The organism is Eximiradius proteiniborus (assembly GCF_058546985.1).
This window is the reverse complement of record NZ_CM178592.1, coordinates 812570-839362: the sequence shown is the minus strand read 5'-3', so window position 1 is coordinate 839362 and position 26793 is coordinate 812570. Positions and strand designations below refer to the sequence as shown.

The 26793-nt window shown below is 34.1% G+C and carries 21 protein-coding genes; 12 read left to right on the top strand and 9 right to left on the bottom strand.

Going from position 1 to position 26793, the window contains the following annotated elements; translation table 11 throughout:
- Window positions 1-12 precede the first annotated feature (12 nt).
- From ACY2LT_RS03520 to ACY2LT_RS03495, 6 genes are all read left to right on the top strand, one after another.
- Window positions 13-1506 (top strand): HAMP domain-containing sensor histidine kinase, encoded by a 1494-nt coding sequence (locus ACY2LT_RS03520; RefSeq protein WP_491816433.1) that lies wholly within the window; start codon window positions 13-15, stop codon window positions 1504-1506.
- Window positions 1499-2107 (top strand): dephospho-CoA kinase, encoded by a 609-nt coding sequence (coaE, locus tag ACY2LT_RS03515; protein ID WP_491816432.1) that lies wholly within the window; start codon window positions 1499-1501, stop codon window positions 2105-2107. The genes ACY2LT_RS03520 and coaE overlap by 8 nt, the downstream gene beginning before the upstream one ends.
- Window positions 2108-2190: 83 nt before the next feature.
- A complete protein-coding gene (uvrA, locus tag ACY2LT_RS03510; RefSeq protein WP_491816430.1) occupies window positions 2191-5073 on the top strand; it encodes an excinuclease ABC subunit UvrA in 2883 nt (960 codons plus the stop codon).
- 173 nt (window positions 5074-5246) lie between these two features.
- Window positions 5247-5675 carry a flagellar basal body rod protein FlgB gene (flgB, locus tag ACY2LT_RS03505; protein WP_491816428.1) on the top strand — a complete coding sequence of 143 codons (429 nt, stop codon included), beginning with the start codon at window positions 5247-5249 and terminating at the stop codon, window positions 5673-5675.
- Window positions 5676-5690: 15 nt separating this feature from the next.
- Window positions 5691-6176: a flagellar basal body rod protein FlgC gene (gene flgC, locus ACY2LT_RS03500; protein ID WP_491816427.1), complete on the top strand. Its 486-nt coding sequence runs from the start codon at window positions 5691-5693 to the stop codon at window positions 6174-6176.
- A 65-nt stretch (window positions 6177-6241) separates the two neighbouring features.
- Window positions 6242-6526 carry a hypothetical protein gene (locus ACY2LT_RS03495; protein WP_491816425.1) on the top strand — a complete coding sequence of 95 codons (285 nt, stop codon included), beginning with the start codon at window positions 6242-6244 and terminating at the stop codon, window positions 6524-6526.
- Window positions 6527-6528: 2 nt separating this feature from the next.
- On the opposite strand, the gene ACY2LT_RS03490 is transcribed toward ACY2LT_RS03495, so the two are convergent.
- The 5 genes from ACY2LT_RS03490 to ACY2LT_RS03470 all read right to left on the bottom strand — a co-directional run bounded on the left by ACY2LT_RS03490 (window position 6529) and on the right by ACY2LT_RS03470 (window position 10630).
- The gene (locus ACY2LT_RS03490) at window positions 6529-7008 is read right to left on the bottom strand and encodes a hypothetical protein (RefSeq protein WP_491816424.1); all 480 of its coding nucleotides are present in this window, start codon (window positions 7006-7008) and stop codon (window positions 6529-6531) included.
- A gap of 97 nt (window positions 7009-7105) precedes the next feature.
- Window positions 7106-8659: a Ppx/GppA phosphatase family protein gene (locus ACY2LT_RS03485; RefSeq protein ID WP_491816423.1), complete on the bottom strand. Its 1554-nt coding sequence runs from the start codon at window positions 8657-8659 to the stop codon at window positions 7106-7108.
- A gap of 2 nt (window positions 8660-8661) precedes the next feature.
- Complete coding sequence (locus ACY2LT_RS03480) at window positions 8662-8880, bottom strand: hypothetical protein (protein ID WP_491816422.1); 219 nt, start codon at window positions 8878-8880, stop codon at window positions 8662-8664.
- Window positions 8877-9992: an O-antigen ligase family protein gene (locus ACY2LT_RS03475; RefSeq protein WP_491816421.1), complete on the bottom strand. Its 1116-nt coding sequence runs from the start codon at window positions 9990-9992 to the stop codon at window positions 8877-8879. Before ACY2LT_RS03475 ends, ACY2LT_RS03480 begins: the two co-directional genes overlap by 4 nt.
- Window positions 9993-10309: 317 nt before the next feature.
- Entirely contained in the window at window positions 10310-10630 is a 321-nt protein-coding gene (locus ACY2LT_RS03470) for a cupin domain-containing protein (RefSeq protein WP_491816420.1), read from the bottom strand.
- Between the two features lie 144 nt (window positions 10631-10774).
- On the opposite strand from ACY2LT_RS03470, the gene ACY2LT_RS03465 reads away from it, so the two are divergent.
- A complete protein-coding gene (locus ACY2LT_RS03465; RefSeq protein ID WP_491816419.1) occupies window positions 10775-11371 on the top strand; it encodes a glycerol-3-phosphate acyltransferase in 597 nt (198 codons plus the stop codon).
- Here ACY2LT_RS03465 and ACY2LT_RS03460 read toward each other — a convergent pair.
- Window positions 11339-12157, bottom strand: a complete 819-nt coding sequence (locus ACY2LT_RS03460) for a class I SAM-dependent methyltransferase (RefSeq protein ID WP_491816418.1) — start codon at window positions 12155-12157, stop codon at window positions 11339-11341. The two genes, ACY2LT_RS03465 and ACY2LT_RS03460, sit on opposite strands and share 33 nt — an antisense overlap.
- A gap of 102 nt (window positions 12158-12259) precedes the next feature.
- On the opposite strand from ACY2LT_RS03460, the gene ACY2LT_RS03455 reads away from it, so the two are divergent.
- Together ACY2LT_RS03455 and ACY2LT_RS03450 are read left to right on the top strand one after the other, a co-directional pair.
- The gene (locus ACY2LT_RS03455; RefSeq protein WP_491816417.1) at window positions 12260-12724 is read left to right on the top strand and encodes a hypothetical protein; all 465 of its coding nucleotides are present in this window, start codon (window positions 12260-12262) and stop codon (window positions 12722-12724) included.
- A 9-nt stretch (window positions 12725-12733) separates the two neighbouring features.
- Window positions 12734-14929 carry a TonB-dependent receptor gene (locus ACY2LT_RS03450; RefSeq protein ID WP_491816416.1) on the top strand — a complete coding sequence of 732 codons (2196 nt, stop codon included), beginning with the start codon at window positions 12734-12736 and terminating at the stop codon, window positions 14927-14929.
- A 31-nt stretch (window positions 14930-14960) separates the two neighbouring features.
- Here ACY2LT_RS03450 and fusA read toward each other — a convergent pair whose 3' ends face one another.
- The gene (gene fusA, locus ACY2LT_RS03445) at window positions 14961-17051 is read right to left on the bottom strand and encodes an elongation factor G (protein WP_491816414.1); all 2091 of its coding nucleotides are present in this window, start codon (window positions 17049-17051) and stop codon (window positions 14961-14963) included.
- A 227-nt stretch (window positions 17052-17278) separates the two neighbouring features.
- On the opposite strand from fusA, the gene gatE reads away from it, so the two are divergent.
- From gatE to ACY2LT_RS03430, 3 genes are read left to right on the top strand one after another with little or no spacing between them, the layout of a single operon-like run.
- On the top strand, window positions 17279-19219 hold the full coding sequence (gene gatE, locus ACY2LT_RS03440; RefSeq protein WP_491816412.1) for a Glu-tRNA(Gln) amidotransferase subunit GatE: 1941 nt from the start codon (window positions 17279-17281) through the stop codon (window positions 19217-19219).
- The gene (gene gatD, locus ACY2LT_RS03435) at window positions 19209-20597 is read left to right on the top strand and encodes a Glu-tRNA(Gln) amidotransferase subunit GatD (protein WP_491816410.1); all 1389 of its coding nucleotides are present in this window, start codon (window positions 19209-19211) and stop codon (window positions 20595-20597) included. Before gatE ends, gatD begins: the two co-directional genes overlap by 11 nt.
- A 12-nt stretch (window positions 20598-20609) precedes the next feature.
- A complete protein-coding gene (locus tag ACY2LT_RS03430; protein ID WP_491816409.1) occupies window positions 20610-22700 on the top strand; it encodes a T9SS type A sorting domain-containing protein in 2091 nt (696 codons plus the stop codon).
- Between the two features lie 102 nt (window positions 22701-22802).
- Here the strand turns inward: ACY2LT_RS03430 and ACY2LT_RS03425 are convergent, their stop codons facing one another.
- Both ACY2LT_RS03425 and ACY2LT_RS03420 read right to left on the bottom strand, forming a co-directional pair.
- Window positions 22803-25088, bottom strand: a complete 2286-nt coding sequence (locus ACY2LT_RS03425) for a methyl-accepting chemotaxis protein (protein ID WP_491816407.1) — start codon at window positions 25086-25088, stop codon at window positions 22803-22805.
- A gap of 24 nt (window positions 25089-25112) precedes the next feature.
- Window positions 25113-26732, bottom strand: a complete 1620-nt coding sequence (locus ACY2LT_RS03420) for a Cache 3/Cache 2 fusion domain-containing protein (RefSeq protein ID WP_491816406.1) — start codon at window positions 26730-26732, stop codon at window positions 25113-25115.
- Window positions 26733-26793: the final 61 nt, after the last annotated feature.

The window sequence follows — 26793 nt, the reverse complement described above, 5'->3', positions numbered from 1 at the left end:
GAAAAATAGATTATGAGAAATAAATTTCTAATTATTTATAGTGCTTTTGTGATTATTACCTTGGCAGGTTTTTCTTACTGGATTTATCGTTATATTGAAAATTGGTTTTATGATAATCTCGACAACAATTTATATCTGTCTGCTAAAAGTGTTGAAAAATTTTTAAATATTTATAGTTTAGAGGACAATAATAGTCCTAATATAGACAATTATTTCAAACATCTCGAAATCCTTAAAAACATACACGAATCAATTTCCCTTAATCCAAAAAGATACTTTATTCAGATTTATGGCAAAAACAACACAACTATTTGGAAAAGTAGTAGTTTAAACAATTTTGATTTACCAATACTCCCGTCCAAAGAAGAATTAAAAGAACTCAAAACTTATGCAAAGGAAATTGAAAAATACGATACTGTTCCTAAGTTTATTTTCCGTCAAAATTTATCCGGTTTGGTTGGTGATACTGTCTTTACTATCATTCCTTTCGAAAACAGCAAACTTAGATTATTTTTAATGAAATGCGATATCGGAAATATTTCAATTGGGTATTCTCTGTCTCATTTTGAAGCATTTTTCAGCGAAATTCGCAAGATATTTATTATTGGAATACCTATAATTGCTGCAACTTTATTTGTTTTACTGTTTGTTATATCATTTATTGGACATTCCCAAACAAAAAAAGTAAAAGAAGTGTTAGATAGAATTGCCGAGAGTCAATTAGAAAATTTTGATTTAAGTGAGATCAGAAATAAACAGGAGTTTAAATTTTTCGTCGATTCTTTGGATAAACTCTATTCTGCTTGTCAGAAAAAACACAATCAAATTCTTAACTTTGCTTACGATGCTTCTCACGAACTTAAAACTCCACTGACAATACTTCGAGGTGAATTAGAGCTTTCTCTGAATTCTGCTCAAACAGTTGAAGATTATCAGGAAGTTGTTGCAAGCGCTTTAGATGAAGTCATACGTCTTTCTAATGTTGTATCAACTGTTCTTGAAATAGCAAGGTCTGAAAATTCCAATCACTCAATAAACTATTCCAGGATTAATTTAAGTGATGTGGTAAATGATATTTGTGAAGATATGGAAATAGTTGCAGAAGAAAAAAATATAAAAATTTATAAGAACATTCAGAGTGAAGTATTTATTGATGGTGATAAAAATAAAATTCAACAAGTCGTTATAAATTTAATAGATAATTCAATTAAATATACCCCAAATGGTGGTGAAATAAAAATATCTCTCAATTATTCCCAAAATTCAGCAACTTTAATTGTCGAAGATAATGGAATAGGAATTCCAAAAGAACAAATTCCTTTTATTTTCCAAAAGTTCTACAGGACACCTAATGCAAAAAAAGTTGGCGTGCAAGGGACTGGGCTTGGGCTATCTCTTGTTAAATCGATTATTGATTTGCATAAAGGCAATATCATTGTAGAAAGCCAGGAAAACAAAGGTACCAAAATGATTGTGTCATTTCCAGTAGGAATAATGAATGAATAAGCATTTAATTGTCGCAATTACTGGTGGTTTTGCCACTGGTAAAACAACAGTTGCCAAGTTCATCGAAGACGATGGCTATCCGGTAATTTATACAGATTTATTAGCAAAAGAATTAATGAGCAATGATAAAGAAGTTATCAATGCAATTATAGATAGTTTTGGTCGCGATGCTTATAAAGACGATAATTCGATTAATACCCAATATTTAAGTAATATTGTATTCAGTAATCTTGAACAATTAGATGTGCTGAATAGAATTGTTCATCCAAAAGTAATAGAACTAATGGAAAACCGCCTTTACGAATTAGTAAAAAGTGGTAATCAATTAGTCTTTGTTGAAAGTGCTTTGATTTTTGAAACAGCTTTGGAAGATGGATTCGATTACATTATTTGTGTTTCTTGCGATCCAAATATTCAAATTCAACGTGCTATGCAAAGACATAATCTATCAGAAGAGGATGCTTTAAAAAGAATTAACTCGCAAATCCCAATCCAAAAAAAAGAAGCACTTGCCGACTTTACAATTAAAAATAATGGTTCAATTGACGACCTGAAGCAATCAACTTCCTTAGTGCTGAATATTATTAAAGCATCTCTTTAATTTGGTGGCAAATAATAATAGTATGTCGATATTTTCGTCTTTCTTCAATTATTTGATTGTTTAGTATTTTTTATACTGTTTTTATGAAAAAACAAACAAGAATAGATGATGAATTAAAAGATATAATAATTCGCGGTGCACGAGAACATAACTTAAAAAATATTTCATTAGATATTCCACGAGAGAAATTAGTTGTAATTACAGGCTTATCTGGTTCTGGGAAATCTACTTTAGCCTTTGATACTCTCTATGCAGAAGGACAAAGACGTTATGTTGATTGCTTGTCTCAGTATGCTAAGCAATTTATCGGTGTAATGAAAAAGCCTGATGTTGATTTAATTGAAGGACTATCTCCTGCTATTTCAATTGAACAAAAAACTATTCCTCACAACCCTCGTTCAACGGTTGGAACAGTTACAGAAATCTACGACTATTTAAGGTTGTTATTTGCTAAACTCGGAACCCAATACTGCCCCAGTTGCAATATACCTGTTAAAAAACAAACAGATGAACAAATCAAAAATAGTATTCTGAGCAAGTTTAATAATCAAAAAATAACCATTCTTGCTCCGGTTGTCAGAGGTAGGAAAGGTATTTATAAAGAACTTTTTCAGCAGTTAATTGCTAATGGATTTTTAAAGGTTCGAATTAATGGTGAAATAATAAATTTATCAGATATTTCTGGTGTACAACGTTATAAACAACACGATATTGACGTTGTAATTGATAGACTAACTGTAAACGAAGATTCTTATTTTAGACTATCACAATCTTGTGATTTAGCGTTGCAATATGGTGAGGGTGTATTAATTATCAACTACGGTGATGGTGTTTTCAGTTCTGACGAACTTTATTCAATTCACAATACTTGTCCCTCTTGTGGTCGTTCATTTCAGGAATTATCGCCAAATAGTTTTTCTTTTAATTCTACTTATGGTGCTTGCCCTAATTGCAACGGCATTGGTGAAATTTATTCTGCATATGAAGATACTGTTGTTATTCATCCTGATAAATCAATAGAAGAAGGGGCATTAGCAATATTTAACAAAAATGAATCCGAAAAGCTTTATTCAGCATTGGTTGCTGTTTGTTATGAAAATAATATTTCAATAAAAAAAACTTGGAATGAACTCAACGAAAGTGAAAAAAAATTTCTTCTGTATGAAAAATACGAACTTTTCCAAAAAAATTCTAAAACACATAAAGGCTATAATCTAAATATCTTTGAGGGAATTATTCCAACTCTTAACAATTTATTCGAAATGATAAAAACATTAAGAACTAATATAGCCGGGCTTAGTTCTGCTCAGCTCGAAGATGTGATGCAATATAGAACCTGCAACGTATGCGAAGGAAGTAGATTAAAAATTGAAAGTATTAATGTTCTCATAAACAATCAAAGTATTAAGGATATTATTCAATGGGATATTCCCAAAGCACTCTCATTTTTCAAAGATTTAACAAATCATATCGACAATAGAAATGAAATTATTGCAAATACAGTAATTAAAGAAATCATTGCCCGACTTGAATTCTTAGAAAATGTTGGTTTATCTTATTTAACTCTGGGACGTTCCTCTAAGACTTTATCTGGTGGTGAAGCACAGCGCATTCGATTAGCATCTCAAATTGGTTCCCAACTCGTCGGAGTAATGTATGTGTTAGATGAACCCAGTATCGGGTTGCATCAACACGACAACTATAAATTAATCAACTCGCTTAAAAAGTTAAGAGATTTAGGCAATTCTGTGATTGTAGTCGAACACGATAAATCAATGATTGAGCAATCCGATTACATAATTGATTTAGGTCCCGGAGCCGGCATTCACGGTGGTGAATTGGTGGTGTCAGCAAACATTGAAGAATTGAAACTTTCAAAAAATGGTAAGTTTAGTAATTCACTTACAGCAAAATATATTAAAGGAATTAACAAAATTGAAATACCGAATGAACGAAGACAACCTAACGGTAAGTTTATCAAATTATTCGGTGCAAAAGGAAACAATTTGAAAAATGTTACTTTGGAAATTCCGCTTGGGTTATTTATTTGCATTACAGGTATGAGTGGCTCCGGTAAATCTACATTGATTAATGAAACTTTGTATCCATTGCTTTCCAATTATATTTACAAAACCAAAAATAAGGTGCTTCCATACGAAAAAATTGAAGGATTGGAATATATTGACAAAGTAATTGAAATAGATCAATCGCCAATTGGTCGCACACCACGCTCAAATCCAGCTACTTACACTGGGCTTTTTACTTTGATTAGAGATTTTTTCTCTATTTTGCCGGAAGCAAAAATTCGAGGATACAAACCTGGGCGTTTTTCCTTCAATGTTAAAGGCGGAAGATGCGAAGATTGCGAAGGTGCTGGATTGAAGAAAATTGAAATGAACTTTCTCCCTGATGTCTATGTTATTTGCGACACCTGCAACGGCAAACGATATAATGATGAAACATTACAGGTTAAATACAAAAATAAATCTATTGCTGATGTCCTTGATATGACAGTCGATGAAGCTTTGCTGTTTTTCAATGAAATACCTAAAATCAGACATAAGCTACAAACTCTTATTGATGTCGGACTTGGTTATGTGAAGCTTGGACAGCAAGCTCCTACTTTGTCCGGTGGCGAAGCTCAACGTGTGAAACTTGCAACCGAACTGTCCAAAATTAGCACTGGCAAAACTTTATATTTATTCGACGAGCCGACTACTGGATTACATTTCGAAGATATTCGAATATTGCTCGAACTTCTTCATAAATTAGTTGATAAAGGTAATACTGTGATTGTAATCGAACACAATCTCGATGTGATCAAAACAGCCGACTGGGTTATTGATTTAGGTCCAGAAGGCGGAGAAAATGGTGGTCAAATAATAGCCGCAGGTTCTCCTGAACAAATTGTGGAATTGAAAAAAGGCTATACCTGGCTATATTTAGAAAAAGAACTAAATGATTGATGTATAAAATTAACCATTGTTTATAATTCTTCATTTTTTTTTAATGATCACTTAAATTCACATCGTTTGTAAGCTCTTTTCATTAATCAAGTTAGAAAATCGCTTTGTTATTCTTCAACTCTTGGCATTTCATTTGTTCATAATTTTTTAGTTTTATTATATTGAGTAAAAAAATGATATTTAATAATCATTTATTTAAGAATCGTGTCCCGTTAATGAATAGAGCACTTGATGCATATGCATTGAGACTAAGGACTATTTCGAAAAACATTACTAACGTTAATTCACCTCATTATAGACCTGAAATGGTGAAATTCGAAGAGTTGTTCCAAAGACAAGATGTTGTTCTCAAAGGAAGCGGTTCAGACGAAAAACATATTCCAATTGGCAAATCTCCTGATGAAGTCGAAGGAGAAATTAGTCCTACTCCAATTCCCGAACCAGAAATTTACTTTTCAGGAGAAACTCATGTAAATATTGACAAAGAAATGTCCGAATTAGCAAAAAATCAAATTAGATTTCAGTTTGTCTCGCAACAAATGGCGCGATTTTTTAGAGGTCTTTCTTCTGCAATAACTGGTAATCCGGCACAAAATGTTTAATAGGGGAGAGTAATTATGCCAGAAAACATTTTCGCTTCATTTGCAATAAGTGGTCAAGGGATGAGCGTTCAACGTATGCGACTATCTGCTGTTGCTAATAACATTGCAAATGCGAATACTACAAAAGGTATTGATGGCAAGCCTTATAAAAGAGAAGTTGTTGTTGTGCGTGCTATTCCTGGAAGCCCGTTCGAAGAAGAAGTGCAGCAACAAATCGAATTAAAACGAACAAGTCCAGACCACGCTCCTAATGCTCGACAGGGCACTTACCCACCTGATTACAGTGTTCTCAAAGCTCGGACAGCCCGAGATAATTCCCCCGATAGATTAGTCTATGATCCGACTCATCCAGATGCAGACGAACAAGGCTATGTTCATTATCCTAATGTTAATATTGTTACCGAAATGGTTGAAATGATTTCTGCTCAACGTGGTTTTGAAGCTAATACAGGTGTGATTACTGCTGCAAAAAATGTGGCACGAAATTCGCTTGAAATATAATGCAAAAATTAAGTTTTTGTTCTTTTTGCCGATAATTATGATGTTGAATTATACTTTGAATTGTTATGAAAGTTAATTTACTGAATAAATATAGAGACGTCTATTCAACAAGTATTGAAGAACAACTTAATAATAATGATATTACTTTAAGAAGAAGCAATATCAAGCAAAGTCAGTTGGCAAATGCAAATAATGGTCAAGAAATTATCACAAAAACAGAACGAAACTTTTTTAAGCAAATGTTTCCTGAAAATTCAAATCAGATTGAAAAGCACGTAGTATTTAATCGAAATGGAAAGCTTCAGGATATTCAAATATCAAAAGGTATTATTTTTGACGGAAAATTTTAGTCTTATTCTTTTCTATCTATTGTCTGTGGAGAAGTTTTACGCTTTCTTAATGTTGTAACAGTTGGAATTTCAATTTTGTGTGACTTTACTTGTTCAATTTTTTCTTTATTATTATCATAAGTTTTTTTTGTAAATTTGTTGTTTATTTTCCTTTCTTTCAATTTTCGATCGGAATTTTTTTGTTTATCAAATTGTTTCTCATCTTTATTTTTAAGAGATTTTAAATAATTCGAATGTTTTTTGGCAATATATTCTTTTTGCTTATAAAATTTTTCTATAATATTATCCATAATGGGTATCATTTCATCAGGATAAAGATATACCATAAACAGTCTGTCTCCTTCTCGCTGTTCTACTTTTGGCAGTTCTTCTGTGAATTTTTTAGTATATATAGAATTAATCCAGTTTGCAATTCTTCGCAAATCTTTTCTACTAAATGATTCCTTTTTTAAGCAAAGCCTCTGATAAACCGTTGCGGGCATAAAATACCTGTCAAATTAATCCTGAAAAGTATGGCAAAATAAAATTAAAAAAAATAACTTCAAAAAGATATTTTTCAAATAAGATGCTAATTCTTGATCATTCAATTTTTATGCTAATTCCTAATGATTCTTCAAGCAAACTAACTCTACGATTTGCCCCCCATACTTCTATATCGTAAGATTCGTTACTTGCAGGAATTAATTGAATAACGACCGTTCTACCTTTAATACTAATATTTACGTCTTGGACATACTGCTTGCGTCGACGATCAATTCCTTCGCTCAGTCGTAATATCCCAGCTAAAATTTTTACGATTTCTTGCTTCTTGAATGAAAGACTTGCAAACTCGGGGTGCTTTTTCTTAGGATGGCTTTTCCGATGATATCTTGCTATTATTCCAATTATTTCTGCTTCATCATTGGTAAATCCGGGCATATCGCTATGAGTAATAATATAATAACTATGCTTATGATGTTGGTCGTGCGAAATAATATATCCTACGTCGTGTAGCAAAGAAGCTGCTTCTAATATCTCTCTCTCTATTGAACCTAATTTGTGAAAAATTGATATAGCATCGTATATTTTAAGCGATATGTTTCTTACGTGCTCCGAGTGCTTTGATTCAACTTGAAACTTGTTGCATAAATTCAAAACTGTTTGGTATCTCAGGTGAGTAAGATGTTTATATTCATTCAATTCTTTGATTTTTTGAACTGTATCGAAAACAATTCCTTCTCTGAGTGCATATGGCGAAATCAAAATTCTGTCAATATTTAATTCCTTCATAAAATGCTCAAATATCAAAGCACCGCCAAGAATAATATCAGCTCGTGCTTCATCTATTCCAGGAAGCACTTGTCTCTCTTTCACCGATGTAGTTTTGGAAATAGCGTTTATTACTTCAAGCAAATCCCGTGCTTGAACCGTTATTCCATTTAGAACATCAGGTATTTGCTGTCCTTTGTTCGCAAGCACCATTTTTGCAAGAGTTTGAATGGTTCCAGAACACCCAACAACTAATTGAAAACCAATTTCACTGATTTTTTTTATCTCTGGTGCCCATTCACCACGAATGTATTCCCTGCATAACTTTATAGATTCCTTACTTGATTTCCCATTTTCAAAAAAACGTTTAGTTAATCTGATCGCTCCTAACTTCTCACTATTTACGTGAATAATATCTCCTTCTTTTCCGATAATAGTTTCAGTTGAACCACCCCCGATATCTATGACTAATGTTTGTTTATTATATATTGGCAATGCATGCAATGCCCCTAAATATATCAATCTTCCTTCTTCAACTCCTGATACCACTTCAATTTCGATTCCAACTTCATTGAGAGCTCTTTCTTGAAAAACGTTTTTATTCAGGGCTTCGCGCACTGCGCTTGTTGCTACTGCTCTAATTATTGCTTTCTCTGAGCGAGCAAGCTCAGAGAAAGTTTTTAGTGTTGCTATTCCTCTTTCTATTGCTGCATCTTCCAGATATTTCATATCAGTTCCGCTCGAACCAAGCCGAACCATTTCTTTTTCACGCGTGATAACATTTAGTATTCCTTTCCTATCAACAGATGCAACAATCAAATGAAACGAATTTGTTCCAACATCAATAGCAGCTATTACTGGTGATTTATCGAGTGTTATTTCCATTTTCACTTTTTCCTTTTAGCTTCACCAACCAAAACCTCGACTTTTCCATTTTTGTAAATCACTTCGTTGTTTATTTTGACTTTATTTCTATTACTATTCTGGCTTGTTCTTATGTTTTCGCTATAATAACTATTGATTTTGGAAATCACCCTTGTGATTTTCCTATAAATCAAATAGCCACCTATAATTACGATGAATAAAAATATTGTTAAATATTTCATTTTGCTTCCACATTACTTTTAAAAAAATTGAAAAACTTCTTTATTCTTTCTGAATAAAAACACAAATATATATTGTTAGAAAATAATTTGATGCTTATATTATTAATTAAATATAAAGCAATTCCTACATGAAGCCATAAATTCGCATAAATTAAAAAACTACTTGAAAAGAAATTAACTGTCGCGGTTTGAATGATTAAAAACAATGATACTCCTAATAGTCGTGATTGTGAAACCGTTATTTCGATAATGTCTTGTTTTTTATAAAACTTAATTAAGAAATAAAAAATACTCAAAAATATACCTAAAATTGCAATTCCTCCAATTAATCCCATTTCTGACAAAGAATTGCCAAAAATATCGTGTGCAAAATTTATGTTTTTATTCTGATTTAAATAAAAGTTACCCAGGCCACAACCTGTTATCGGTGATTTTTCCCAGATTTCAAATCCAGTTTTTATTATTTCAGTTCTGTATTTAAACGATTCGCCGGTGATTTGTTTGTCGCTCCCCTCAATTGTTTTTAATATTCCTTCAATTCGAGTGTAGAAAAGTTCTATTGGACTTGTTTCTGAGTAATGTTTTATGATTACATCAGTAATTAACAGTATTATCAAGGAAATAACAGTGATTCCAAGAAATTTTCTGGCAAAATTTCTATATTCCAATATCATTAATCCAAGAAAGATAGCTAAAATACTAAGAATTGCCGTTATCGAAAATGTAGCCAAAAGAGCTATTATTGTTAATACAAGTATCAAAACATTGATGAATTTATTATCTATAAATGGCTTTTGCTTTTTTATGTAAGGAACTATTTGAAAAATTATTATCGATGATAAAAATATGGCATAATAAGATGGTTCAGTAAATATCGAAGTCGCACGATATAAATTCATAAATTGGATGCTAATCTGAGTAATGTCCGACATATCGAACATACCTCGGTAAACCATTGAGACATTATTTATTGGAAGCCAGGCAAGAGGCAAATTATATAATCGTGCAAATAATTGATATATACCGAAAATATTAATGAAAATTGAATATATTAATAAGGTGCGTATTAATCGATTCCAAAAATTCTCTGAAAAATCATGCGCATAAAACACAAAAACCACGAAATATACAAATATAAAATGGACTAAAGTTTTGAAATATTGAAAGATTGCTTCTGAATTTCCCGACAATAGTGGATAAAATCCTGATAGAATTGAACTAAACAATAATAATAAAATAAAATGCAAAACTATATTATTATTGATTACTATCTGACTTTTATTGGTTATCAATTCAATTGTAAAAAAAACATATATTAAAAGCAAAACTAAATCTATAATTTTGACGCCATAACCGGAAATTGAAAACAACATAAATCCATCGAATGGATAAACCAAGAAAGATAATATTAGCAGTCTTTCAACCAATACTATTCCTTAAAATGAATAGCTAACCATATTGTTTCCTCATCCGGAGCAGTCTCGGTTACTCTGTGTCCCTCATTTGGCTTTATTAATACATAATCCCCAGGTTCCATATTTATTTCAACGTTATTTTCTTTAAATATTAGCTTTGCCCAACCTTTCAAAAGAAAAACAAGTTCGGCTCTTTCCTGACGAAGCCATATTCCTTCAGGTGTTTGCTGCCCAAAACTAATAATTCTCTCAACGTAAAAACCATCTTTTTCCAATATTATATCAAAAATTTCTTCACTTAAATCTGTAAAATTATGTTCAAACAAAGACTTCATATATTCATCCCTCATTTAATACACAAAGTTAATTTTTTTAGACTACTTTTTAAAGTTTAAATTTACATCCGATTTTATTATTTTATGTAATAATGTTTATCTAATGAATATATGAATTTTATAATTAGTCTATTAATTGGTTATTTGATTGGTGCGATTCCGGCAAGCTACTTAATTGTTAAGTATTTTACAGGGAAAATCCTATTTCAAGAAGGTTCCGGAAATGTCGGAGCGATGAATAGTTACGAAATAACTCATAAAAAATACATTGGTATCATTTGTGGTTTAGCCGATTTACTAAAAGGGATTTTCTCAGTATTGTTAATTAATTTTCTTTTCCAAGATAATTTTCTTTATGGACTCGCTCTTGTTACAGCTGTTTTAGGACATAATTTTAGCATATTTATTAAATTTCGGGGTGGGAGAGGACTTGCTACTGCTGCCGGAGGTCTGTTATTAATATACCCAGTATGGGTATTTTTCTGGTTGCTGTTGTTTTATCTTTCTAGAAAATTGATTTCAGTCAACGTTCATATTAATAACATAGTTGCTACTTTTTTAACCATAGCAATAGCTTTTGTTATTCCTTTCAAACTATTTCAATACACAAATACACCTTTATTTATGAACTTTTTTACATTCAGATGGGTATTAGTTATGATTGGAATCCTGATTGTCATCAAACACATACAACCAATTAGGGAACTATTAGCTTCTGGTAATTTTTCGAACAATCCATAAATCCTGTGGATACGGGTTTTCATCTGAAGCGGAGGGCTCAATATGTTCAACTATCTCTTCGTTCTCGAATAGTTTTCGAATAAATCGAGGTGGCTGGAAAGCAGAAAAAATCCGGTGCCCTTCAAGTTCAGAGCTTCTGACAACTAACATATCGTTATTGAATTTTTTTTGCTCATTTTGAGTCATTTTCGATAAATAAATTTTTCCTTGCGTCGAAAATACAAATATTCCCTGTGGTTTAAGAACTCTTATCAATTCTTTAGCCCACTCATAATGTTTGCTTTCAGATAAATGTGTAAAAATCGAAAGTCCATATATTATTTCAAAATAATTGTCTTCGTATGGTAGTCTTGCATCGATCGAGTTGAGATTAAATTCTACATCTTTGATATTGTCCCTACACCATTTAATTGTTTCGCGATTGTAATCTGTAGCGTAAAATTTGTTGTTACCTCCCACAACATTTACTAAATGCCTTATAATTCGAGCAGGGCCACATCCCCAGTCTAATATTTTTACATTTTGTAATTCGATATACTTTTCAAATATTGATTTTAACCATTTTGCTGTTGCTAAACCACTTTCATAGTACTTTTCGTAATCTAATCTAAACGATTCATATAGCAAATAGTCTGATGGCAGAACAAAATCTGGATTGTTTTTCTTAAAACTATTATTTTTCTTATGAAATCTGAATTTATGAAAACGAAATCTAACCTTATCAATAAGGTAGATTATTCTAAAAAATCTTAATATTTGCGTTATATATGCTTTTATTATTGTCATTTCAAAATTATGCAAATAAATATTTTCAAATATAAACTCAATTTGTGAAAAAATCATTATTTTATTGTTTCGTTACATATTAATTATTAGTTGAGAATGTTTATGAAAAGAAAAATATATTACCTTTTACTAATGTTTCTTTTGTTTTCTTGTCAAGAAGGGCTTGCCCCGATTGAAAAAGCCATTATCAAAGGTAAAATTACTTTTGTAGGTCATCTACCTCCAGATTCTCTCATTAAGGACTTACGTGTTGTTGCTTTCAACAAATATCCACCAAAAGATATTGTTTCAGAAGTTCTTACAGGTAATGCCATTTTTACAGGAAGTTTATTACCCATAAAAAATAACGAATGTTATTATTTCATAGAAATTGATAAATTTCCGACAGCTATTGAATATCTTGTAGTCGCTCGCCAATATGGCACTTTATTCGAATGGGATGTCGTAGGTATATATTCAAATGATACTGTTAATTACACACCCCAAAAAATTGTTCTTACAAAGCCTATAACTGTAAATATAGATTTTGTTGTCGATTTTAATAAAAAGTTACCACAACCATTTTAAAAGGGATTTATGAAACTTTTATATAAATTTTCTATTTTATTCTTAATCACTACAAGTATATTAACTGCTAAGCCGAAAGGAACTTTGCGAGGTACAGTTTCCGATATTGAGACTAAACTGCCAGTAATTAGTTCAACCGTAAGAATTGAAGGAACTTCAATCGGAAGCTTTACTAATCGCGAAGGGAAATTTGAAATAAAATCTATTCCTGCTGGTAAGTACAAGCTTCTAATAAGTGCAGTAGGATATGAAACTCAAAAACTTGATGTATTAATCCGCGAAAACAAAGACACCGTTTTAGAAATTAGTCTTCGTCCAAAAGTATTAGTTGCTGGTGAAGTTGTGATTACCGCAAATAAAAAAGTTCAAACAGTTCAAGAAGTTCCTATCTCATTAAGTATTATTAAAGGAAATATATTTAATGACAAGTCTATTGTAACAATTGATGATGCGTTAAAGTATATTCCTTCCATTGAAGTGAATAATGATAATATTAGTATTCGCGGTTCGTCGGGCTTCGCTTTCGGTATCGGTTCGCGAGCTATTATGCTTATTGATGGGATACCTGTTCTTAGTGCCGACAACGGAGACATTAAAAGCGATGCTATTCCTTTTCCTTTAATTGAGCAAATCGAGGTAATTAAAGGAGCAGGGTCGGCACTATATGGTGCTTCTGCTTTGGGTGGAGTGATAAATTTAATCACTCGTGAACCGAAAGAAAAGATATACTTTACGGCTAATTCAAATTTTGGTATTTATACAAAACCTAAATATAAAAGTTGGCATTTCAGTGATGATTTGCAGCAGATGCGACAAGTGAATTTTGCTTATTCTCAACGTTTGGGCAGATTTGGGATTAGCTCTTCTGCTTCTTACTCAAAAGATGATGGCTATCGTCATTACAACCGGGAAGAGCAGTCTATGCTATATTTGAAAACTATCTATAGCTTTAATGATTTTACAACCCTAAATCTTTCTGGTCAATTCGCACGTTCTTACAGAGATGACTGGGTTTATTGGAATAGCCTTGATAGTGCTACTCGTCCGCCAACTGCAACAAATTTCGATAATCAAATCTCATCAAACAAATACTTTGTTGCTGCCGAATTCCGTTCAATTCTCTCTTCTAATCATTTTTTCACTTTGAAGAATGGTTTTTATCAAACTGAACTTCGTAATGAACTATCCGGAAATGAGTATAGGCAATCAATTGCTCAAAGTATTAATTCTGAAATTCAGTTTAATTCAAAAGTGAATGATTTGACTAATTTGACCTATGGACTTAATTTTATCAACAACAGTGTTAAAGCCAAAATTTATGGAAATCAACACCAAAAATATATCTCCGTCTATTCTCAGGCTGAAAATAAATTTGATGATTTAGTGCTTACTTATGGTGGTAGGTTCGATGTTGAACAAACTGATTCCATTCACAAGGATTTTTCAAAAGCAAAAGTTGAATTTTCTCCCAAAGCAGGATTAGTATATCGAACTGCTTTTAATTCTGCTGTTCGTGCCTCTATCGGTAAAGGTTTCCGACCCGCTTCAATTGCAGAGCGATTTGCTTCTGTGGCTTTTCAAGGATTCGAAGTTGTTCCGAATATGAAACTTAAAAATGAAAAAAGTATTTCTATGGAAGTTGGTTATTATTTGCCTTTAATGATTAATTCTATCCCAATAATTCTCGACTGTTCAATTTATAATAACGAGCTATTTAATTTAATTGAACCTAAGTTTATTAACAATTCTTCTCCTAAAATTCAATTTGTGAATACTACCAGAGCAAGAGTTACAGGAATTGATTTTGATGCTAAATCGATGATTACTAATTATTTTGGGACTGAGATTGGCTTTAATGTTATGAATCCTATTGATTTAGATACTGAAAAAAAATTGAAATATCGTTCTGTTTTCTCTTCTATTGTGAGATTATTCTTTATCTTTGAAAATTTGGAATTTAATGCTGACTACCGTTTTAAAAGTAAAACTGAACGTGTTGATGATGAACTTCGCTTTCAAATCAAAAATTTCGATGCTCGTGTGCCGGTTCATTTAGTAGACGTTAGCTTGAAATACAAGTTTTCTAATTTCAATATAGTATTATCTTCATATAACTTATTCGATTATTACTATACTGAAGTTCCGGGAAATTTAGGAAAAACAAGGCAAATTGTCCTATCAATTAATTATGGTCAAAACCAATAAAGTAAAGGCAGCGATTTCGCTGCCTTTTACTTTAATTTTTTTTCCTGAGTTCTTGGTATTCTTTAATTATTTCATCTTGAACTGATTTTGGAACAGGTGCATATTTCAAGAACTCCATTGTAAATTCTCCTTTGCCTTGAGTTGCACCACGCAAGTCATTTGAGTAACCAAACATATCGCGCAAAGGTACCTCAGCCTCAACAATTGCATAATTATTTTCAATTGTTGTATTAATGATTATTCCTCTTCTTTGGTTAATTTGACCGATAATAGTTCCTTGAAACTCTTCTGGTGCAGAAGTTTCTAATTTCATTATAGGTTCTAAGATTATTGGATTTGCTTTTGCTACTGCTTCTCTGATTGCCATTTTGGCTGCCGACTTAAACGCCATTTCTGATGAGTCCACAGGATGCATTTGCCCATCATTCAATTCTACACGCACCCCAACGATTGGTTTCTCAATTAAATATCCCTCAGATAATTGTTCAGCAAAGCCTTTTTCGCACGCAGGAATATATTCTCTTGCAATAACGCCACCAACAATTTTATTGAGAAACTCGAACTCTTTATTGGTTTCTGCTTCGATAGGTTCAATATAACCAGCAACACGAGCAAATTGACCTGCACCACCAGTTTGTTTTTTATGCGTATAGTTGAATTCAGCACGACGCGTGATAGCTTCACGATATGCAACTTTCGGTTTTCCAACTACTACTTCGCAATTATATTCACGTCTTATTCTTTCGATATATATTTCAAGATGAAGTTCGCCCATTCCTTTGATAACAGTTTCACCGGTATCTTCATCCCGATAAACTTGAAATGTTGGGTCTTCTTTCTGAAATCTATTCATCGCTTTTGAGAAATTTGCTTGCATAGATTTTTCTTTCGGTGCAACAGACAATTCAACAACTGGTGTTGGAATATGCATAGAGGTCATAGCAAAATTCACATTTCCATCTGTAAATGTATCACCCGAAGAGCAATCTACACCAAACATAGTAATAATATCGCCTGCCTGTGCTTCGTCAATGTCGTGCATTTCACTTGCGTGCATTCTAACAAGTCTTGGCACTTTAAGCTTTTTCTTGTTTGATGTATTGATTAAATTATCTCCCTTTGCAATTTTCCCTTGATAAATACGCATATATGTTAATTGTCCGTAACGCCCATCTTCCAACTTAAAAGCAAGTGCAACAGTTGGTAATTTTGGATCAGCAATTAGCTCGACTTTTTCTTCATTCTTATCTAAATCCAAAGCAAAATTCTTAACATCAGTCGGAGCCGGCAAATAATGACATACGCCATCTAATAGTGTCTGGACACCCTTGTTTTGTTTTGCTGTGCCAACAAAAACAGGAGTAAGATGAAGCGATAAAGTTGCTTGACGTATTGCCAAACGAATTTCGTCTTCTGAAATTTCTTCTTCTGCTAAATATTTTTCTGCAATATTATCATTAAAATCAGCAATACGTTCAATCATTATTATACGTCTACGTTTAGCTTCGTCCAATAGATGTTCGGGAATTTCTCTCTCTTCTACATTTTCACCATTATTTCCAAGATAATAAACTGCTTTCATTTTAATTAAATCAATAACTCCTTCAAATGAATCTTCAATTCCAATTGGCATTGTCAGTAAAACTGGTTTCAGATTCAGTTTTTCTTCCAACTGAGCAATTACTTTATCTGGATTTGCGCCCGCACGATCTACTTTATTGATGAAAGCAATTCTTGGAACAGCATAGCGTCTCATTTGTCTATCAACAGTTATCGATTGGCTTTGCACGCCTGCAACTCCACACAAAACGAGTATTGCACCATCAAGCACACGCAGAGCCCTCTCGACTTCAACTGTGAAATCAATATGTCCGGGAGTGTCAATCAAATTTATTTGATAGCCTTTCCATTCACAATATGTAGCCGCAGATTGTATAGTAATACCCTTTTCTCTTTCCAAATCCATCGAATCCATCGTCGGTCCGGCGCCAGTTTTGCTTCTTACCTCGACGACTTGATGAATTTTTCCTGTATAATAAAGAATTCGCTCGCTTAACGTAGTTTTGCCTGAGTCAATATGAGCGGCAATCCCAATATTTCGCAATTTTGCAATATCAAACATTTTTTATAACCACAAATTGTTAATAATTAATTCATCCAATTCAATAAAGAAAAGCAAAATTACAAAAAAAATCTTTAATTTTAATACATTTTTTTATTAAAAACTTGTTAATTTTCATATATTTAGTTTCAAATAGATTATACAAAAACGTTTACAAAAACGTTTGAATTACCAAAAAATATAAGTAATTTGCAACGACAGCATAATAAATAATTTTGGGATTGCCTATGTCGGATTTTGTTTTTAAACCATTTGATGAGATGACTCCTGATGATTATGTGGAAATTGGTTTCAAATCAGGTTTAGAAATCCACCAACAACTCCTCACTGAGAAAAAACTATTCTGCCGTTGTCCAGCTGGAAAATATCACAATGATGTTTATCACGCTGAAATTCTTCGCCATATGAGACCAACCCTATCTGAGCTTGGCGAATACGATGGAACAGCCTTAATGGAATTCAAAACAAAAAAAGATATTCTTTATAGAATTCATTACGATACTGTTTGTACTTACGAAATGGATGATACGCCACCATTCGAAATCAATGAAGAAGCTTTGGATATTGCATTAGAAATTGGACTTTTACTGAATGCTTCACTTGTCGATGAACTGCATATATCCCGGAAACAATATCTTGATGGAAGTATCCCAACAGGTTTTCAAAGAACAGCAATAACAAGCGTTGGAGGATTTATTCCATACAAAGATAGAACTATCGGCATTATTCAAATGTCTTTAGAAGAAGATTCTTGTCGTGAAGTTTCTGACTTCGGGCATACAAGAATTTATTTAACTGATAGGCTTGGTATGCCACTTATTGAAACAGTTACGCAACCTGAAATGAGAACCCCACATGAAGTTGCAGAAGTGAATGAACTGCTTCGCCGCCTCGTTAATTCAACGGGAAAAGTTAGGAATGGTATTGGTGCTGCTCGTCAGGATGTTAATGTCAGTGTTCGTGGTGGAACGCGTATTGAAATAAAGGGTGTGCCCAGAATTCCAATGATCCCTCTTCTTACATACAACGAAGCGATGCGGCAATGGAACTTACTTCGGCTCCGTGATGAATTAAATAAAAGAGGTATTAATTCTGATACATTTGAGGCTAACTATCTCGAAGTAACAAAGTTGCTTACTAAAACACGCTACACTCCAATTCACAATGCTATTGCCGAAGGCAAAATTGTCAATTGCGTTGTTCTTCGTGGTTGGCGCGGTTTGCTTCGCTGGCAAACTCAAACTGACACATATTTTTCAAAAGAAATTTCCGATAGAGTTAGAGTTATTGCTTGCCTTTCTGTTTTGCCGAACATTGCTCACTCCGATAGCCGTAGTGATACTCTTTCGTCCCACGAATGGCAGAAAGTACGAAAATTCGTTTCAGCAGGTGATGACGATACCATTGTATTAGTTTGGGGCAATGCTCGGGATGCTGAAACTGGTGCTAAAGAAATTATTATTCGTGCAAAAGAAGCGACTATTGGTGTACCTTCGGAAACACGTCAAGCACTTTACGATGGGACTACAGGCTTTGAAAGAATATTACCTGGACCACAAAGAATGTATCCAGATACTGACCTGCCACCGAAAAAAATCACAGACGAACGAAAGCTTCGTATCAGACAGAATCTTCCTAAATATTTCTGGGAAAGGGAGAATTGGTATAAAACCATTGGTGTACCTTCGGATATTATCAAAGATTTGTCTGTTTCGAAATACGCTAAAACTTTCGAAATACTGGTTGAAGAAATGGGAATTTCTCCAGTGCTTGCTGCTTCTGCTTTGATTAATTTCCCAAAGAAGTTGAAGAAAAGAGGAAAAGATATTTCTTTCTTGAATAATAACATTTTTATTCAGGTATTTGAATTATACAAAAATAGCTTTATTTGCAAAGATGGTATTTTTTACCTTTTAGAATTAATTGCCAACAATAGTGGTAAGTTTGAGAAAGAAATGATACCCCAGCATTGCAGCCAATCTGAATTGCTATACGAAATCCGTCAAGCATCCAAAAAAGTTGAGAAAATGAAACTTTTCGATGAAAAAAATAAACATACATTAACTTTATCTCTCGTTATGAAAAATCTATTTGGTAGAATTGATGGTTGCATTGTTGCTAAGGAAGTTATGAATTATTTTGAAAAGGAGATCAACAATGAGCAATAGTGAAGATTACAAAGGGTATCGTGGGCGTTCGCTTGAAGTACTTCAAAATTTCAATGCTATGGTTTGGTGTGAAGTTTATCTCGAGACGACAGATGGAACTTTTGATGGCATTATTTTGCCTCGTTCCGAAACAGCAGACGACCAACATATTGTATTGAAACTACCAAGTGGGTATAATATTGGTATTAGAGCAGATAAAGTTCAAAATATTAAAATTTTAGGAAGAAAAATTGCTCAATATAAAATCCCTGAAAAAGAGTTTCCTTTCAATCCTAAATTGCCAAAAGTGAAGCTTTTCGGCACTGGTGGAACCATCGCAAGCCGCCTTGATTATAGAACTGGGGCTGTAATTCCTGCTTTTTCTCCTGGTGAATTATACGGTTCGGTTCCAGAGCTTGCAGATTACTGCAATTTAGAAACCGAGAAACTTTATGGCGTTTTTAGCGAGAATATGGGTCCCGAACAATGGATTGGAACTGCCAAAGCTATTGCTCGTGAAATCGAAAAAGGTGTCCATGGAATAGTCATAGGTCATGGCACTGACACTATGCACCATACTGCGGCTGTACTATCTTTTATGATACAAAATTCTCCCGTACCGATTGTAATGGTTGGTTCGCAACGCTCATCAGACCGTCCATCGTCTGACGCTGCATTGAACCTTATTCACAGTGTCAAAACAGCTGCAGAAAGCGATATTGCTGAGGTTATGGTTTGTATGTTTGGACCTACTTCCGATGAATACGGGCTTCTTCATCGCGGAACGCGTGTTAGAAAAATGCATTCAAGCTATCGTTCAACTTTTCGTACTATTGGGGATATACCAATTGCAATGGTAAATCGTCAAAAAATCACTCCTTTGCGAAATGACTATAAACATCGTCGTAATGATAAAAAGGTAAATCTGTTTCCTTATTTTGATGATAGAGTTGCAATCGTTTATTATTATCCAAATATGAAGCCTGATATAATTGATTCTCTTATCGACAATGGATACAGAGGAATTGTTATTGCCGGAACAGGCTTGGGACACGTCAATAAACCACTCTATCCTGCTTTGAAACGTGCTAAGGACAATAATGTTGCTGTTTATATGACTGTTCAAACTCTTTGGGGTTACGTTCAAATGTATGTTTATGATACAGGTCGCGATATGATGGAACTCGGCGTTGTTCCCACTGCAAATATGCTACCTGAAGTTGCTTATGTTAAATTAGGATGGGCATTAGGGCAAACAGATGATTTAGACGAAGTGCGTCGAATAATGCTTACACCTATTGCAGGTGAAATTACTGAACGCGAGCCAAGCAATGGTTATCTGATTTTTCAAGGGGGGATTCCTGAAGTCGAAGAATTTATCTCGAAAGTTAGAAAATAAATTGGAGTTAGAATGAAAAATAAATGTTTTATTGTATTAATTCTTTTATTTACTTTTAGCAGTCTGAATGCAAAAAATATTCAGGCATTCTCAAATCAATATGTTTCAAAAAAATTAGTGTTTTTCTCTCAAAATCCCCAAATTTCTAATTCTAATCCACCTCAGCTACAACTACCGACTGAAAACTCTACAAATGTTTCTCTAAATCCAACTCTTTCCTGGAGTTCTGTTGTAGGTGCGGTTTCTTATAGAATACAGATTTCTACTGATTCGAATTTCACAAATCTTCATTCCAATATTGTTGAAAGTTCCAATAATGTTATTCTTTCTGGGCTTCTTCCACAAACCCAATATTGGTGGCGCGTTTGCGCAAAAGATTTAACTGATTCTACAGCTTGGTCAATTCCAAGATACTTTATCACAAAAAATGCTGATTCAGCCCAAACAATTGGTATTGGAACAGATTACGATGTCGCTCAGCCAATAGATAGATACTATTCTTATTCTTCTTGCGAAATGATTTATACTCAAAGCGAACTCGGAAATGCTAAGTTTATTAAATCTATTGCATTTTTCAAAGGTTTTGGAGATAACAAAGAGCAGATAACTGGAATACAAATTTTTATGAAGCACACCACTCAACAAGCATTTACTAGTGGGAATTACTCGTTATCTGGTTATTCTTTGGTTTATCAAGGTAATTACCCGAATAATCTTGATAGTGGTTGGCTCGAAGTCGATCTCAACTCTATGTTTTATTATAACGGTGTCAATAATTTACAAATATTGATAATTAAATCTTATCAAACACCTCTGGATTATTTTGAAGCACCATCTTGGAGATTTTCTTTGCTTAACGACAATCTCCAACGCTCTTCGTCCTCTGATTTCTCTCAACCTGTTTATTTAGATGCTTTGCCGTTCCGACCTGATATTCGTTTTCGATATGTTTCTAATCTTCCTTCGCAACTTATAGCCTTATCAAATGGCTGGAATATGATTAGTTCCAATATTGATCCATATACCCAAAATATCCCGACGTTGATGGCACCGCTATCAGGCAACTTACAGATATTGCGAAACTATGTAGGACAATCATATGTACCACCATTCACAAATACACTATCGAACTGGAACAAATATCACGCATATCAGTTGAGATTAACAACATCACAACAATATGAAATACAAGGTTCACAAATAGCACCGGAAACTACGCCGATTACATTGAACACAATAGGCTGGTATTGGTTGCCATACTACCGCACAACATCAGCGGCAGTAGCAATAGCATTGGCAAGCATCAGCGGCAAATACCTGCAAGTGAAGACAATCACCGGCGAAGTATATATGCCACCATTTGCCAATACGCTCACACAGTTAGAACCGGGCAAGGGCTATATGATACGCTTGACAGCAGACGACGGAGTGCTTACATATCCTGCAAACGGACCGATCAAAGCAACAGGAACAAGCAATAGCATAGCAGAACCAAAAGTATTCGTAAGAGAGAACGTATCGACAGGCAAGAATGCGTTTGTAGCATTAGACCTTGATTTACGGGATGGCGACGAAGTAGGCGTATTCACACGAGACGGGTTGTTGGTAGGTTCGAGCGTATGGCAGTCAGCACTGAGAGGCGTAGTAGTATGGGGCGACGATGAATTCACGAACGAGAAGGACGGAGCATACGAAGGCGAAGAACTGATTGTAAAAGTATGGAGCCGTTCGGATGAGACGATAGGCAGTGTGCGTGTCGTAGAGAGCAAAGATATGACAAACGGCGTTCGTGGACACTCGTTGCGATACGAAACAGATGCGATAATGATGTTGAAGGGTGGCGTAGAGTACGATCAGGTAGGATTGACGATAACACCACAGCCTGCATCGAGCGAGTTGATAATAACATTGGGCAAAGTATCGAACGATGGGGTAGAGGTTGAGTTCTACAACCAGAGCGGGCGAATAATGCTACGAGCAAACGAGAAAGCATCAAACGGTGTGATAAAACTCAATGTTAGCGACTTGCCAAGCGGAGTATATTCAGTCATTATCCGCAATGGTGCAGTCATTACGAAAGAACGTGCTGTAATTGTGCGTTAAGTGAAATAAACATAGACAAATACACATAGCCCCGAGCCTGTTCAGCTCGGGGCTTGTTTTGTGAATATCCATCTTTTGCTAGATTTGAAAGGCAGATAATCCCTAATTTCTTCCTGACAAATATTTATTTGATTTACCACTCAATGACCGTTGCGACGACATTTCGTACTCGTGATGTATAATCTTGAACTGTGAAACAAGTTCGCGAAGTTCATCTGTCAATCGAGATAGATCTTCTGCTGAATGAGCAATTTCTGTTACTCTGCGGGAAGAATCTTGAGCAACTTCAGAAATCATCGCAACATTCTTTGTAATTTGCTCGCCTGTTGCTGCTTGTTCTTCGTTAGCACTCGCTATTTGACTAATCATATCAAGTAAATGTTGCGAACTTTCTACAATTTCTTTAAGAGCTGAACCTGCTTTATCTGCTAATTGGATACCATTTGTAACTTCTGCATTTCCGTTTTGCATCATATGAACAGCAATTTCAGTATCTTTTTGAATTCCTTTTATCATTTCTGCAATTTGTTTAGTAGCTTCAGTTGTTCTTTCAGCAAGTTTACGAACTTCATCTGCAACTACTGCAAATCCACGTCCTTGTTCGCCAGCGCGCGCAGCTTCAATTGCAGCATTGAGAGCTAACAAGTTAGTTTGATCTGCAATATCATCAATTACAGAAATGATTTCACCAATTTGCTTGCTTGATTCACCTAATTTTTCAATATTATCAGCTGATTCTTTCACAACTCTTGCAATATCGCTCATCTTTGATACAGTAAGCTCAACAATTTGCCCGCCTTCTTTCGCGATTTCTCTATTTTGACGAGCCATATCAGCTGTCTGTTGTGCATTATTTGCGTTCTCTGTAACTGTTCGTGCCATTTCTTCAATTGCACTTGCTACTTCTTCGGTTTGAGCGCTTTGTTCTTGTGCAGAAGTTGCCATAGTATCAGCAGTTGAAGAAATCTGAATGGCAGCCGAAGCTGTTGTTTCTACACTATTTAACAACCTGCCAATTAAATCATTAAATGAATCTACAAGCGTATTAATACTTTCCTGAAGTTTTTTATGGTCGCCTTTGTAATTTCCTTTTACCTTAACTGTTAAATCTCCTGTAGCCATTGTATTCAACACTTCGCCAGCTTCTTCTACAGGAGCAATAACTGCATCTAATGTTTCGTTGAAACCGCTAACAATTTCTTTATATATTCCATAATGCTTGCTTGCATCAGCTCTAACCGATAAATTACCATCAATAGCGGACTGAGCTAATGTCCTTACATCTTCTGCCATAGCTTCGAGAGCCTCCATAAGTTTGATAAATGATGGTATTAATTCATCTGCCGCACTTCTACGTCCGATTGCTTTTAGTTCGCTTAAATTATCGAGTTTACCAAATGAAATGTTCTTAGCTATTTGTAAAACATGTTCCAATCGAGCCATTGTATCGTTTGTGCTCTTCTTTAAATCATCCCAAATTCCCTGATAATTCTTTGTGATTTTTGTCGTATAATCATTATTCGCAACTTTTTTTAGCACTTCTACGACATCTTGAATTGGTGTTTCTACCTGCAGCATAATTTCGTTTATGCTATTAATTATTTCATTCCAAACACCTTTGAATTTCGATAGATCCCCTCTTACATTTAAATTTCCTACACCAATTGCATTAATCAATACTCCGAGTTCTTGATACAGGTTGTTTACATTATCAATCAACTGATTCAAATTATTCTTAATTTCATTGAAATCGCCGCGATAGTCCTCGCTAATTTTGGGTGGAATATCTCCTTTTGCAATTCTATCCACGTATTCAGCAGCAACATTAAGCGGTTTTATTAAGTTGTCTAATGCTCCGTTCATTCCTTCAATAATGTTTTTATAAGCACCTTTGTGTTTGCTTGCGTCTGCTCTAACATCTAATCGACCTTCCAATGCTGCATTAGCAAGCATATTTGCATCACCCGATAAAGCTGCAATAGTATTCCCAGTTGTTTTAATTGCATTAACAATTTGCAAAAATCTTTCGTAGGCTTCTTTAGTGTCTTCGTCTGGTTCATCAAGTCGTACATCGAAATTAATATTACCCAAAGAAAGCTGTTCCAATGCCTGAACAATTTTCTCTGTTTGTTTTTCTTGATAAAGGGTAAGTTTTTCGTTGCGTCTCATTGCTTGCTTGATTTCTGTTTCATCGACAAACATCTCAAATGCAGCAACGACATTTCCCTGGTTATCTTTCAAAGGAACGGAAGTAAAACGTAAGTCGAGTTCTTTTGACCCAACTTTTGCTTTTGTTTCTTTAGAAGCAATGGTTCCATGTTGGAAAGCCCTTAGTGTAGGGTTTTCTTCAGGTTTTAGACCAATAAATTGAATTTCATTTGATGCCATATTACACCTCTCTAATAATTGTATTTAAAAATTATTTTTATTTATATACATCACATTATTATTCTTATCGACAATTCTAACAGGGATAGGCATATTGTCAATAAGTCCAACGAGACGGTCGAGCGTAGAGTTAATACCCTGAATTAGACGACGGAAATCACCCTGATGACGTTCTGCGTTAGCTCTTTCGTTGAGTCTTCCAATAGTTGCGTATTCAGCTAATTCATAAGTATCCTTGATAAGCAAGTTAATAGCATCAATACATTGATTAATATTATTCTTTATTTCGTTGAAATCACCTTTGTAGTCATCGATAATCTTAGGAGGAATATCACCTTTAGATATACGATCTATATATTCAGCAGCAACGTTAAGCGGTCCAATAATAGCATCAAGCGTGTTATTTAATCCTTGAACTAATTGTTTATATTCTCCTTGGAATTTTGTTGCATCAGCTCTAATATCAAGTTTTCCTTCTGAAGCAGAATTGCCTAATCTCTGAACGTCCTGAACCATAGCTTTAATTGTTTGCACCATCTTATTCATCGAAGCGAGCAAGCTGTTGGTATCACCTTGCATTAAATTAATGTTCATCGAGAAATCACCTTCAGCAACTTTATTAGCAATTTCTTGAACATCTTTTGGGTCTGCTCCAAGCTGTTTCATAACAGAGCGAACGATAGTAAAGATAATACCAACTACAATTGCTAATGCGATAAGGACTGCAATGAGAATCGTTGTTCGCAATTTAGAAAATATTGCTTCATAGTCATCATTGTAATATCCAACTGTAATAAAACTGTTTATAGATTCTAAATATCTAAAATGTTGCGTTTTCGTTCTGCCTTTCCATTCATAAACAACTGTTCCATTTTTCTTTTCTTTCATTTCCTTGAAAAATGGATATTCGGAAAGATTTAAACCAACAGACTGAGGGTGAGCTGTAAGTATTCCTTTATCGTCAATGATATAAGGATAGCCGGAACCATAATAATTTTTAGTCTTGAAATCTGCAGAAAGTCCTTGATAATTTATTTCTGGCTCGCCGACAAACAATATTCCTTTAATTTCTCCATTCACTTTAATTGGTTCATATGCAGTGATATACCAGGAATCAACAACCCAGGCTCTACCAATGTATCTCTCACCTTTTTCAACTGCTTGTGCAACGGGGCTGTCAAAAGGAATAAAGGTTCCAACTGCTCGTTTGCCTTCTTTTGTAATTACATTTGTCGAGATACGTAAGTATCCTTTTGGTGTTTTTTGAAAGATTGTAGATGCGTGAACTCCGAAATCTTTTATTTTATCGACTATGTCGAAATTATTTTGTACAGGTCTCCCACCGATTAACCACTTATTAACTACTTGCTCGCCTACTTTTACTTGTTCTGATGTCTCTACAATATTGCCTAATGAATTGAAATAATTAACAGCAAGATTGATAGCAATAGTAACAGACTTTTTCTTAGATTCTACTTCCAGATTAATCATTTGAGTGTAGTTATTAAGGTATTCTTGCATTGCTTCTTGATAAGAAGCATCAATTGCGTTTTTTTGATAATTAAATATAAAGTAACCAAAGGCTAAAAACGCCAAAATAACTGTTCCGCCAATTAATAGATAAAGTTTTACATTAAGTTTCATATTGATCCCTTTAATAAGCATAACAAATTTTTTCTATAAACAATAGTTTTTGGAGTTTCAC